The organism is Streptomyces zinciresistens K42, assembly GCF_000225525.1.
In the GTDB taxonomy this organism is placed as follows: Bacteria; Actinomycetota; Actinomycetes; order Streptomycetales; family Streptomycetaceae; genus Streptomyces; species Streptomyces zinciresistens.
Genome location: NZ_AGBF01000182.1, coordinates 1 through 13,923 on the forward strand (window position 1 = coordinate 1; position 13,923 = coordinate 13,923).

Here is a 13,923-nt window from a genome sequence, read left to right on the forward strand (position 1 = left end):
GCCACGCCGTCCCGGCGCGCGGCGGACGGCGTACGGGAAGCGCTGCGCGCCGCCCGCGAGGACAGGCTGCGGGCTCAGGCGGAGGCGGAGAACGCCCGCGGCACCCGACCGCCCCGCCGCCCCGGGCACGCCCCTGACCCCGCCCCGCCCCACGCCCAACGCGCCCGCGACGTACGGCGACTGCTCGCCGACGCCTTCCGCATGCCGGCCGGCGACACGGGGTCCGACGCCGGCGACACACGTACCGGCGCCTCCACCGGGTCCCCGCCCGCGGCGCCCCCGAAGCGCGGGAAGCCCGCCGATGCGGCCGTACCGGGGCCGGCGGGGCGGACACCCCCCGCCACGGCCGCCCCCGCCGACCCGTCCCCGACCACGCCGCCCGAGGCAGCGGCCCCGGCCGTCCCGCAGGTCCCGCGTTCCATGGCCGCCCCGGGCCGGGACGGCGAACTGCGGCGTACCTTCCCCGCGTTCGCGCCCCGCCCCTCCGGCGGGACCGGCTTCGCCGAGACCTGGTGGGGCAACGCCTGGGTGAGCGCCCTGGAGCGGGGCGCGCTCGACGTCGAGCGGCTGGCCCGCGGCCGCGGTTACGCCGAGCACGGCAACGTCGACGCCATCACGGTGACACCGGGCCTGGCGCTGGCGTACGTCCGGGGCAGCCGCCCCCGCCCCTACCGCGCGCAGGTACGGCTGAGGACACTGGACGACCGGGACTGGGCGCGGTTCCTCGACGCCGTGGCCGAGCGGCCGGGACACATCGCGGCCCTGCTGGACAAGGAGATGCCCCGGTCCCTCGCGGAGTGCGGGGTTCCGCTGCTGCCGGGGCCGGGCGACCTGGACCCCCTGTGCAGCTGCCCCGACCGCGGCCACCCCTGCAAACACGCCGCCGCGCTCTGCTACCAGACGGCACGCCTGCTGGACGCCGACCCCTTCGTCCTGCTCCTGCTGCGCGGCCGAGGCGAGCGCGAACTGCTCGACGCCCTGTCCCGGCTCAGCGCCGCCCGCACGGCCCGCGACGCGCAGGACAGGGAACCGCACCCCCAGGCCGGCGTCCGCGCCACCGACGCCCTCGATCCGCAGCGCCGGCTCCCGCCCCTGCCCGCCCCGCTGCCCGCGCCGCCGCACCCCGAGCAGCCGCCCGTCCTGCCCGCCGCCCCGGACGGGCCGGACGCCTTCGCGCTGGACCAGCTGGCCACCGACGCGACGGTGCGGGCGCACGCCCTGCTCACCACCGGCCGCGACCCGGTGGGCGGCCTGACCCTGTGGCAGGACGCCGTCCGGATCGCCGCCGCCCGCCCCGGAGCCGGCCTCACCGCGGCCACCCGCTCCCTGTACTCCTCGCTCGCCTCCGCCGCCGGCCGCACGTCCGCCGAACTGGCCCGCGCGGTGGCCGCCTGGCGGCAGGGCGGACCGGAGGGCCTCGCCGTCCTCGAAGAGCCCTGGGACCCGCCCGCCGGCCGCTTCGACCGCGCCCGGCCGCTGCTCCTGGCGGCGGACCTGCCCGCGTTCCGCCCCTGGCGCAACCACCTCACCCACCCGCGCGGCCACGTCCAGCTCCGCTTCGGCCGCGACGGGCTCTGGTACCCGTACGAGTCCGAACCGGGCCAGGACGACTGGTGGCCCCGCGGCACCCCCGACCTCGACCCGGTCGGCGCCCTCACCGGCCTCGGCACCACCCCGTAGGCCCGGCGCCCCCGCCCGCCGCGCACACGCGCCCGCCCGACGCCCCCGCGCGCACCGACGAGTCCGCCTCAAGGACACACCCGGGCCGCCCCGTCCCGCCCCGCGGCGCCGGCCACCCGGACCCGCGCGGATCGGGTGAAGGCGGCGTGAGGTTCTCGGCCCCTCGCTCGGCACCACCTGGCGCAGGTTGTAGAGACCGTCTGTGGGCGTCCAGGCCAGTCCATGGTATGTGCGTTGTAGCAGGTCAGGACTTTGCGGTCCGGCTGCAACGGCCGCACGGGCGCCCACTCCGCGTCCGAAGTGTCCGACGGATGTCGGCGCACCCGATCGGGATGATCGGGTGCGTTGCGGTACACGTGCGCAAAGCAATCGCACGACACGGCGGGCGAGTTGAAGCGACGGGGCTCGGGCGCGTACAACAACGACAACAGGGCCTCCGGGAACCGCTCGGAACGGGATCGCACCCCCGAGCTGCCAGGAGGTCCTGCCTTCATGCGCGTGCCGCTGGAAGAGCACCCGACCAGGAATCCGTTCGATCCACACGTTCCAGGATCGGTTGAGATACACCTTCTGCTAGGTGACACCTGACCTGGCTTGCTGAGAGGTGCCCTGGAAGGACGGTGCAGTGCCCAAGCCGTATCCGAAGGAGTTCCGCGAGGACGTCGTGCGGGTCCCGCCGCTGTCACCCGATCATGCAGCAGTCCCGAACGACGCGCGTTGGTTTGGCCAAGGCGGGTGGACGCCACGGTGACGCGCGCCTGTTGCCCCCCGAGGCGGTGCGGCCCATGTGAATCAGATTGGGCCGCACCGACTGTGGAGTTCTCAGAACGGGGTCAGGCGATGCCCTTGATGTCGTGCCAGCCGCCGGGTCCGACGAGGACCGGCGGTTGCGCTCCGCCGGTCGCCCGGCCGGGGTGGAGCATCAAGTTGCCCTCGCCCGCGACCAGGTGGGTGGACCACAGGTCGGTGACGGCGTCTCCGTTGGCGTCGCCGGGTGCGGTCATCAGCGGGTGGGTGGCAGCGGGCAGGCCGGTCGCGTAGGCGGTGCGGGATGCCGGGTCGGCCAGGGAGGCGGGGTCGGTGGTGCCGTCCACGCCGGGCTTGCCGCGCTGGAGCCAGACCTCACCGGTGACGGTGTCGCGGGCGATCAGGTCGGTGTGGCCGTCGCCGTCGAGGTCGCCGGGGGAGACCAGGGTCATGTTCTTCCAGCCGGTGTCGGCGATGGGATAGCCGTAGTCGAGGTAGCCCCCGGCGTAGCCGGGCAGGTACCACAGGGCGTCACCGATCACGGCGGCGAAGTCGACCTTGGCGGCATCGGGATCGGCTCCCAGGTCACCCAGGGAGACGAGCTGGTCGATGGAGGAGGGGTCGATGTACTCGGGCTCGCCCGGCGGGGCGAACTGGCCGATCTCCTGCCGGGTCTCCTCATCGACGCGACCGACGCCGTCGGTCGGGTAGAGCCACAGCTTGCCGTCGTTCCGGCGGGCGATCAGGTCCTCGTACCCGTCCGCGGTCCAGTCGCCGCGGTGGGTGATCAGAGATCCCGCCCACTGTCCGGTGGTGGATACGTCCATCCGCGTGCCGAAGCGGCCTTGGGCGGTGCCGGGATAGAAGCGCAGGTTGCTGTTCGCGTCCACGGCGTAGAGGTCGGGGCTGCCGTCGCCGTTGAGGTCACCCGGCTTCTCCGGGGTTCCGGGGCTGGACGCGTAGAACAGGTAGGCCTGAGTGTCGGACTTGTTGCCAGCCGCGTCGTGGCTGACGACGTACAGCGTGTGCGGACCGGTGTGGGTCGGAGTGAGCCTGACCGTGACGGAGCCGCCCGCCGACGACGGAGTGGCCACGGTCGTGGGCGGGTTGGTGTTCAGTCCGTAGCTGTACTTCACGACGTCGGAGACGCCCCCGGAGGTCAGGGTGAACGATCCTTCGGTCCGGGCCGGCGCGCCCCACGCGCCGTCGTCACCGCTCGGGAACTCGGAGGAGGTCACGCCGGGCGGTGACGAGGGACGGCTGGAGTCGAAGCCGAACGCGCAGCCGCCGCCGGTGGGGGTGTAAGCGGTGGATGTGTAGGCGTCGAGGGCAGACACCTTCCAGGAGAACCGGCCCCCGGACCCGAAGCCCTCGTAGCGTTTCAGGTCGTCTTTGGAGACCACGGTGGAGGCCACGCTGCCCGAGGTGACCTGGACATCGCGGTTGACGACGAGGACCCCGTCCGACGCGTCGTTGGGGTGCTTACCGGTGGGCCACAGGTGGAATCGCGCCTTGACGGTGCCTCCGTCAGGGTCGGACACCTTCGCCCTGAGGGTCACGTCCGTGTTGCCCAGGGTGACGTAAGGGGCCGCATTGCATGCCGTGTCCGTGCTGGTGGAGGGCGAAGTCTGCAGACTGGAAGGGATGTTGGGCTTACGGTTGTAGCTGGTGATCATCTTCGGGTTGTTGTCGAACCGCTTCCACGTGTAGGTGTCCGTCTCCGAGGTGGAGCGCAGCCCGACAGTGATGTCGGCCCAGTTGCCCGCGGCCGCGCGCTCGGCCGCGACCTTCGCGTCGAAGTCGACGCCGCGGGCGGCACAGCTGGAGTTGTAGCCGTAGGCGAAGGACTTGGACTGGAGCATGGTGGACCACGAAGGCTGCTTGTTCCATGTGGTCTGGTTCGATATGGCTCCGGTGAGCCACAGTTCGGTGCTGCGCCCGGAGCAGGACCAGGAGTACGTGTTGGTGACCTGGAACTGGGCGGAGAGGACCTGTACCCCTCCCAGGCCCTTGGAGTTGAGGCGGAAGAAGGCGCGGGACTTGCCGCCGGAGTCCTGTTCGTAGCCGACGCGCGGCTGGTCCTTGTAACTCCCGTTCCAGTTGGCGCCGTTCCAGTAGGAGGTGGAGGGGTAGCGGGAGTAGGCGATGGTCCACGCCTGCCGTGCGCCGTTGAAGTTGGGGTCGAGGTAGACCGGGTAGGTGGTGGCCTCGCCGTTGAGCAGGCCCTGGTCGGGCGTGAGCGTCAGGGCGTCGGGCGTGAGGGTCAGTGGCAGATCGGCCGTCTGGGCGCGGGGTTCGGACTCCTGGGCGAGGGTGGCGCGGCGGGCCACCCCGGTGGTCGAGGAGTCCCACATGCGCGGCGTCGAGGTGGAGAAGACCTCCTGACCCTGCGGGGTGACGGCGCGAAGGGTGTCGGACGCCTCGTCCTTTTCGACCCGCACCCCGTCCGTTTCGAGGCCGTAGGTGATGGTCTTCAGGCGGGGCTGCGCCGCGGCCTGCGCGTTCTTCACGATGAGGACGTGTCCGAAGCCGTCCAGCTTCGCCGAGACCGCCAGGTCGACGCCGGGGAGGACCTCCGGGTAGGTCGCGGTGGGGCCTTCCAGCCGTGGTTGCGGCAAGGGGTCGGGCCACTTCAGGGTGACGCTGCGTCCCTTGGCGGTGAAAATGGCCAGTTCTTTGTCGCCGCCGGGGGAGAAGGTGACTTGGCCTGGGGCCGCCTTGGGGGCGAGCCGGTCGCCGCTGCGGGCCAGATCCGTGTTGATCGCCTGCCACTTGCCGGCGCGTTTGACGCGCACCGGTGCGGTGTATTCGGTGCGGCGCATGGTGCCGTCGGGCATGGCGTGGACCTCGCCCGTCTCCGTACGGGCCGAAGTGACTTCGACCGGTTCGCCCTCGGCCGTCGCGCGTGCGGACGCCTTGGCCTCGGCTGCCATGAGGACAGTCGCGTCGTCAGAGGCATCTATCGGCTGCCCTGGTACGGCGATTGCGGGGATCGTGCCTGCGAGGCAGGCAGTGGTGACGAGGCTGGCAAGGAGTGCTCTGCTGCGCCACCGTCTCGATCTGCCCGGTATGTGCGCCATATGGTTGCCTTCTTCTGTTCGAGGGGTCGATATCGCAAGTCGCGCAGGGGCGTTCGGGCCGCGTGTGTATTGCGAGGGGCTTTTTCCGGCCACTCGGACGCGGATCACGCCTTCCTGGCGATCAGGGGTGCGTAGTCCCAGTTACAGGCACATGAAGGAGAAGGTCAAGGATTGACTTTACCTTCACTTTAACTTTACGTTGTGCGTCTCTCGGCGATCTTGTGAGGATTCCCTCGTGTACGTGGACACCACGCTGCCCAAAATCCGGTACCTGGCTCACGTCCTGGTCACCCTCACCATCGTGGTCATGGTGGCGCTCATGGTGTCCCTGATCCCGGGCGTGAACGTCGCCCAGGCGACGGAGCAGAAGTCCGATCCGCCGGGCTTACGGAACGAGAAGTCCATACCCGGCGAGGTGTTCACGCCGAAGCAGCGGGAGCGTCCCAACGGAGCGGACCGCGACTGGAAGGCGTCTGAGGCGAGTTGGCCCGCCGGTAAGCGGACCGCGCCGATCGCCGCGGCCCCGGCCGGGGGCAGGTCGGCCTCCGTCGGTACGAGCCCGGTGTCGGTGTATCAGGCCAGTGGTGCCCGAACCGCGAGCGGCGCTGACGCGGGCCTCGTGGACATCGAGGTCCTGGACCGGAAGGCCGCCGAGAAGGCGGGCGTCAACGGGGTCCTGTTCACGGTGACCCCCACCGTTCCGGCCACGGCGGGCAGGGCCGGGTCCGCGACGGCCGTCGCACCCTCGGGTAAGGCCCGAGTCACCTTTGACTACGCGAAGTTCGAGGGCAATTTCGGTGCGAACTGGGGCTCCCGCCTGGAGCTGATCGACACCGCCACCGGTAAGTCCGTCACCCGGAGCAACGACTCCTCGGCGCGTCAGCTGACCGGTGAGATCAACCTCCCCGAGGCGCGCGCGGGCAAGGCCGAGCCGCTGGCCCTGGCAGCGGTGGCGCAGGCGGCGGGTTCGGGCGGCGACTACTCCGCCACCTCACTGTCCCCGTCCGGTTCCTGGATGGGAGGCTCCTCTTCGGGCGGCTTCTCGTGGACCTACCCCGTGGACGCGCCGGCGGTCCCGGGCGGGCCGGAGCCGGAGGTCGCACTGGGCTACTCCTCGCAGGCCATCGACGGGCGTACCGCCTCGACGAACGCGCAGTCCTCGTGGATCGCCGAGGGCTGGGACTACGAGCCCGGGTTCATCGAGCGCAGGTACCGTTCCTGCGCGGACGACCAGGGCACCGGTGCCAACAACCCGGGCCAGGCGGGCAGGACCGGGGACCTGTGCTTCGGTTCGGACCAGATGGTGATGTCCCTGGACGGGTCCTCGACCGAACTGGTCAAGGACGACACCAGCGGCACCTGGCGGCCGGCGGACGACGACGGCTCCAAGCTGGAACGCAAGACCGGCGCGGACAACGGCGCCCGCGGCGGCGAGTACTGGGTCCTGACCACCACGGACGGCACGCAGTACCACTTCGGTCTCAACAAACTGCCCGGCGCCGCGGCCCAGCGGACCGACTCCACCCTGACCGTTCCGGTCGCGGGCAACCAGGCGGGCGAGCCGTGCTACGCCTCCGCGTTCGCCGACTCGTTCTGCGACCAGGGCTGGCGCTGGATGCTCGACTACGTCGTCGACCCGCGCGGCGACGCCATGTCCCTGTGGTGGGCCAAGGAGTCCAACTACTACGGCGGCAACAACAAGCCCGCCGGGATGAAGTACGACCGCGGCGCCTACCTGAAGAACATCGACTACGGCCAGCGCGCCGACAAGCTGTTCACCCAGAGCGCCGCCGCGCGCATCGCCTTCACCGTGGCGGAGCGCTGCATACCGGGCTCCGGTTTCACCTGTGCGGAGGCCGACCGGACGCCGGCCAACGCCAAGTACTGGCCCGACACCCCCATCGACCAGCAGTGCAACGCCGGTGAGCAGTGCAAGGACAGGAACTCCCCGACGTTCTGGTCCACCAAGCGCCTCACCAAGATCACCACCCAGGTCAACAACGGCGGCTTGAGAGACGTCGATTCCTTCGCCCTGGACCAGAGCTTCCCCGCCACCGGGGACGGCACTTCGCCCGCCCTGTGGCTGAAGTCCGTCGAGCGCACCGGTTACGGCCAGGACGGCACCACCGCGACTCTGCCGAAGGTCACCTTCCGCGGTGAGCAGATGGACAACCGGGTCGACGGCCTCGAAGGTCTGGAGCCGTTCTCCCGCTACCGCGTCAACGCCGTGGACACCGAGAACGGCGGCACGGTCGGCGTCACCTACTCCCCGCAGGAGTGCAGGCGCGGCGGCACGATGCCCGCCGGCCCGGACACCAACACGCTGCGCTGCTACCCGCAGAACTGGACGCCGAAGGGCGCCCTGGAGCCGATCACCGACTACTTCCACAAGTACCTGGTCACCCAGGTTCGCGAGGAGGACAACGTCACGGACGCCGTGGCCAGGGTGACCAGCTACGAGTACCTGGGCGGAGCGGCCTGGGCCTACGACGACTCGGAGAACACCGAGGCCAGGCGACGCACCTGGTCGCAGTACCGCGGTTACGAGAGGGTCCGCACCCGGCTGGGGTCCGGCACCGACGTCAGGCAGCTGACCGAGAACCGCTACTTCCGCGGCATGCACGGGGACAAGCTGCCCTCGGGCACCCGCTCGGTGGAGATCGAGGACTCCGAGGGCGGCAAGATCACCGACTACCCGCAGTACCAGGGCCAGTTGCGCGAGGAGATCACGTACGCCTCCGACGGCGGAGCGATCGCGGCGGCCACCAAACTGACCCCCGCCGCCGTCAAGACCGCCGAGCGCGAGCGCGCCGGCACCACCCCGCTCCAGGCGTACATGGTGTCCCCGGTCACGTCCGAGACTCGCGAACACGTCAAGGACTCGACGTGGCGGCGCAGTTCGGAGACCACGACGTACGACAGCGACGGACTGCCCACCCAGATCGAGGAGACCACCGGATCGGGCCGGAAGGCGTGCACCAGGATCGAGTACGCCCGCAACACCGCCCAGCACATCCTCGACACCGAGTCCCGAGAGGTCACCACCACCGGAGCGTGCGGAGCCCCCGGCGGGAAGGTCGTCGACGACACCCGGTCCCTCTACGACGGAGGCGCCTACAAGGCCGCCCCGACCCAGGGCCTGGTCACCGAGGTCCAGGAGCTCAACGCTGCGGGCGACGGCTACATCACGGTCGACCGGACCGAGTACGACATCCACGGCCGGGAGATCAGGACCTTCGACGTCGAAGGCAACGAGACCCGGACCGCCTTCACCCCGGCCACCGGCGCCGTCCCCACCAAGCAGGTCGACACCGACCCGCTCGGCCAGACCGAGACCACCGAGTTCGACCACCGGGGCCTGCCCACCGCGGAGCTCGACGCCAACGGCAAGCGCGTCGACATGCGCTACGACCCGCTCGGGCGTCTGCTGAAGGTCTGGGACATCGACCGGAACCAGGCCACCCAGTCCGCGTCCGCCGAGTACGACTACACCATCCGCAGCGACGGCCCGACGGTCGTCACCAGCAAGACCCTGAAGGGCGACGGCTCGTACGCCACGAGCTACGAGATCCTCGACGGGCTGCTGCGCACCCGCCAGACGCAGGACGCCGCGGTCGGCGGTGAGGGCCGCATCGTGGGCGACACCTTCTACGACAGCGCGGGCCGCGCGTACAAGAGCAACGACGGCTACTTCAACGAGCAGAACGCCGCCCCCAGCCTGCTGAGCGTCGGCGACAACGCGGTCCCCTCGCAGACCCGGATCGACTTCAACGGCCTCGGTGAGGAGACCGCCGAGGTCACCTACAGCTACGGCGACGAGAAGCTCCGCAGCACCACCGTCAAGGACGGCGACGCCGTCACCGTCATCCCGCCCAAGGGCGAGACGGTGACCACCACCTACCAGGACGCCGACGGCCGCGACACCAAGCTGCGCGAGTACACCGAGGCCGACCGGTCCGCCTGGCAGGACACCGTCTACAGCTACGACGACCTGGACCAGCTGACCAAGGTCACCGAGCCCGGCGGCGGCGAGTACACCTTCACCTACGACGCCCGGGGCCGCCAGACCTCGGCCACCGACCCCGACGGCGGCACCACGCGCTTCGAGTACGACCGCGGCGACAACGTCACCGCCACGGTCAACGCCCTCGGCAAGAAGCTGGTCACCACCTTCGACAAGGCAGGGCGCGCCACCAGCCTGCGCGAGGACTCCGCGGACGGTCCCAAGCGGGCCGAGTGGACCTACGACACCCTCGGCAAGGGCCTGCCCGTCGCGTCCGTCCGCTACGACAAGGACGGCAACGCCTACCGCGACGAGGTGACGGAGTACGACGCCAACTACCGGCCGCGTACCACCAAGACCACCATCCCGGCAGCAGCCGGAAAGGTCGCGGGCGAGTACACCTACACCTACTCCTACACGTCCACCGGCAACCTCGCCTGGGTTGAGCTGCCCAAGGTCGGCCCGATGGCCAAGGAACGTCTCGTCTTCCGGTACAACCGCGACGACCTGCCCATCTCCCTCTCCGGCGCCGCCAACTACGTCACCGACATCACGTACTCCAAGTACGGGGAGATCCTGCGCTCCGAGGCCGGGCCCGCCGGCAGGAAACTGTTCTCCACCTACTTCTACGACGACTTCACCCGCCGGACCGACCGCGTCGTCCACGACCGGTCCGTCCAGCCCGGACGTATCGACGACACCACCTACGCCTACGACGAAGCGGGCAACGTCACCGCCATCTCCCGCACCCCGGGCGAAGGCATGCCCGACGCGCAGTACGGTACCGACACCCAGTGCTTCGCCTACGACCAACTGCGCCGTATGACCTCCGCCTGGACGGCGGGGGAGAAGTGCGCCCCGGACGGCCCGAGCAAGGAAACGGTCGGCGGGCCCGAGCCGTACTGGCAGTCCTACGAGTTCGACGCCTCCGGCAACCGCACCAAGCTGGTCGAGCACGACCCGGCCGGGAACGTGGCCGAGGACATCACCCGCACCTACAGCTACGGCGGCGACGCGGGCGGCCCGAACCGGCTGAGGGAGATCACCTCCGCCGGCGCCGACGGCACCACCAAGACCACCTTCGGCTACGACAAGGCCGGCAACACCACCACCCGTCAGAACGGCGGCACGACCCAGTCACTGTCCTGGGACATCGAAGGCAACCTGGAATCCGTCACCGAGCCCAGGGCAGGCGGAGGCGAGAAGAAGACCTCCTACTTCTACGACGCCTCCGGTGAGCGCCTGCTGCGTACCGGCTCGGACGGGGCCACCACCCTCTACCTCGGGGAGACGGAGCTGACCGTCAGAGCGGACGGCACCGAATCGGTGGAGCGTTCCTACGCGCACCCCGACGGCGCCACCACCGTCCGCTCGTCCGACGGCGGACGCGAGGTGCTGCTCGCCGACCAACAGGGTTCCACGCAGACTTCCGTCGACATGACCGAGGCGGGCATGCCGGTCACCCGGCGTCTGCTCACCCCGTTCGGTGAGGACCGCGGCGCGGCTCCGTCGACCTGGCCCGGACAGCGAGGATTCGTCGGGGGAACCCGCGACGCCGACACCGGTCTCACCCAGCTCGGCGCCCGCCCCTACGACCCCGCCACCGGCCGCTTCCTGTCCGTCGACCCCATGGTCGACTACCAGCAGCCGGCCACCATCAACCCCTACGCCTACGCCAACAACGCCCCCGCCACCTTCTCCGACCCCGACGGCCTCTTCTTCCCCGTTCTCGTCGGTATCGCGGCCCGCATCGCGATCCAGGCCGCCATCCGCGCCGCGGCCCGCCGCGCCGCACAGATCGCCGCCCGCAAGGCGGCCGAGGCCCTTCGTAAAAGGATCCTGGCCGAAGCGCGTAAGCGTGCCATCGCCGCGGCTCGGAAGAAGGCCGTGGCCAAGGCCAAGCGCGAGGCCGCCCGCAAGGCCGCCGCAGCGAAGCGCGCCGCCGCCCAGCGGGCCGCCCAGCGTGCCGCGGCGAAGCGTGCCGTGGCCCGTCAGGCCGCCGCACGCGCCAAGCAGCGTGCGCAGCGCGCCGCGGCGCAGAGGGCTCAGGCGGCCCGCGCCGCCGCCCGCAAGGCCAGACCTAAGCCCAGGCCGAAGCCGAAGTCCCAGCCGAGGCCCAGGACGAAGCCGTCGCAGAAGGCGAAGCCGGCTCAGCAGAGGAAGGCCAGCCCGAAGCAGTCGGTCGGCAGCCGGGCCCGCGAGGAGATCAGGAGCGAAGCCCGCGGACAGGCCGAAGACGCTGTCGCCGAACAGGCCAGCTGCCGGACCAACAGTTTCGTGCCCGGCACCCTCGTGGTGATGGCGGACGGAACCCGTAAGCGGATCGAGGACGTCAAGCTCGGCGACAAGGTCCTGGCCACCGACCCGAAGAGCGGCAGGACGACGGCGCAACCGGTTGTCTCCACGATCCTCGGCGACGGTACGAAGAACCTGGTCAAGATCACCATCCGGACGGGCGAGGCATCACCGGAGAACATCCGGGACGCTGCCCGGCCAGGCGGCGAGACAGACGGCGGGGTTCCCGTCGACACCGGGCTGCTTCAGGCCCAGCCGGGGGACGGCGACGGGAACGGCGCCACCACCGGTACGGGGACCGGGACGGTGGTCGCCACCGACGGACACCCCTTCTGGGTCCCGGCCCTCGGCAAGTGGGTGGACGCCGGTGAGTTGGAGCCCGGCCAGTGGCTCCAGACGTCATCGGGCAGCTGGTTGCAGATCACCGCGGTCCAGGCGTGGACGCAGAACGCCACCGTCCGGAACCTGACCGTTGCGGACACGAACACGTATTATGCGCTGGCGGGGACCACGCCGGTCCTTGTCCATAACTGCGGTGGCGCTCAATCCTTGGCCGACCGCGCATCCGAGATTCACGCTCAAGCGGGTAGCGAAATAGCTATGAGCAAGTCAACTGTTGCCGTAGTCAGTGCGCAAACCCCGAAGGGTGTCGTTAACGTGGTTGCGGGCAGTGGCCGTGGCTTGAATAGAGCACAGAAAGACATGCTTAGTGGAGTAGAGTTTCCCGCTCGAAACATCCCCGGAGCTCACGCGGAACAGAATGCACTCCTGTTCATCAATGAAATGGGGTGGTCGCCAATTGCCGGAGGCGCCTCAAGGAGTGTGTGCAGTGAAGTCTGTGCGCCGCTCATTCGGGCCGGTGGTGGTCGCATAACTGGTCGCGTCTACCAAAACGAATCAGGAACAAAGATTAGGACTTTCGAGTGGTGAGCATCGATTCGACTATCCGGGAGTTCTCGGAAAGTGCGAGTTCAGGCCAGATGAGGATCTTTGTCGCCTCGTGCGCAGAGCGAATGGCCCAACTCTTCACCGGTCTGGTAGGAACCAACACTGAGCGATCTCAGGACGTCGAGTTGGCGATCCGCTGCATGGATCTACTCTGGCAATCCCAGCCTCAAATCTCTTGGGATGAGATTGCCGAGAGTTTCAGCTCGTTGCCAGAGCTGGCGGGTGACGAGGAGCCTCCCGGCTTGCTGGCGTACGCCTACGACGCAGCCGCCACTTTGTATTACGCGGCAAAGTATAGAAAGACTGGGAATCTGGTAGATGTGGCCAGCTGCTCAAACCATGCACTCAACTCGGCTGAATACATCTCGGAAGAGCTGGACGACGGGGTGGATAGGTACGAAATCGAGCTCCGAAACCAAGTGGCTGACATCGCTTTGCTGTCCCAGACCGGCAACCCTGATGACCACGAGTTCATTCAGTCAATGAGGGGTCGTGCGCGAGAATTTGCACGCGCAAGACTGGCTGAACTGACTTCAGTGTAATTGGGCGTTGTTTTCGCCCCTGTCCTTCCTCAGGGGAGGGCGCCTAAATCGAAACTGCTAGAAACTACAGATGCCCCACCGATCAAATCGGTGGGGCATCTGTAGTGTTTGACGGCAGTAGTTGACGGCAACGTCAGCGGACGAGGGCGGCGTAGGGTGGCGGTTCGCGCCGTCGGGGCTGACCGCCTCGGTGGTATCCGTCAGTCGAGCGTGGTGCCCAGCAGGTCGATGGCGTCTCGCTGGAGGCGGAGCCTTACATGGGCGTAGACGGTGGCTGTGACGCCGATGTGGGCGTGGCCGAGGAGTTCCTTGATCACGACGAGCTCGACGCCCTGCTCCAGGAGGAGGGTGGCGGTGGAGTGCCGTAGGTCGTGGAAGCGAATCCGGCGGAGCCCGGCCCGATCGAGGAGGGCGCGGAAGCTGCGGTTGAGGTTCGCCGGATTCAATCGGGCCTCCTGCCGGCGTGCTGAAGACGAGGCCGGTGTCCCTCCAGTCCTCCGCTGCCGCCTCTCGTTCTCCTTCCTGTACCTCACGGTGTCCCTTGAACGACTGGATGCACTCGTTGGGGAGGGCGATGCGCCGTTCGGATGCGCGGGTCTTGGTCGGCAGGGCGGTCAGGCCCGCGGGC

Annotated in this window: 4 protein-coding genes and 1 pseudogene; 3 read left to right on the plus strand and 2 right to left on the minus strand. The window is 69.4% G+C overall.

From position 1 onward, the window contains the following. A partial coding sequence (locus SZN_RS29930) for an SWIM zinc finger family protein (protein WP_007502342.1) occupies positions 1 to 1,680 on the plus strand: 1,680 nt, incomplete at its 5' end. Between the two features lie 833 nt (positions 1,681 to 2,513). On the opposite strand, the gene SZN_RS29935 is transcribed toward SZN_RS29930, so the two are convergent. After that, positions 2,514 to 5,360, minus strand: a complete 2,847-nt coding sequence (locus SZN_RS29935; RefSeq protein WP_007502343.1) for an FG-GAP repeat domain-containing protein — start codon at positions 5,358 to 5,360, stop codon at positions 2,514 to 2,516. A gap of 382 nt (positions 5,361 to 5,742) precedes the next feature. Between SZN_RS29935 and SZN_RS29940 the strand changes: the two genes are divergently transcribed. Next, positions 5,743 to 12,735 (plus strand): RHS repeat-associated core domain-containing protein, encoded by a 6,993-nt coding sequence (locus SZN_RS29940; protein WP_007502344.1) that lies wholly within the window; start codon positions 5,743 to 5,745, stop codon positions 12,733 to 12,735. Further along, positions 12,732 to 13,295 (plus strand): hypothetical protein, encoded by a 564-nt coding sequence (locus SZN_RS29945; RefSeq protein WP_244313441.1) that lies wholly within the window; start codon positions 12,732 to 12,734, stop codon positions 13,293 to 13,295. Before SZN_RS29940 ends, SZN_RS29945 begins: the two co-directional genes overlap by 4 nt. Positions 13,296 to 13,501: 206 nt before the next feature. Here the strand turns inward: SZN_RS29945 and SZN_RS39235 are convergent. Next, positions 13,502 to 13,923, minus strand: a pseudogene (locus SZN_RS39235) (tyrosine-type recombinase/integrase); the annotation flags it as partial.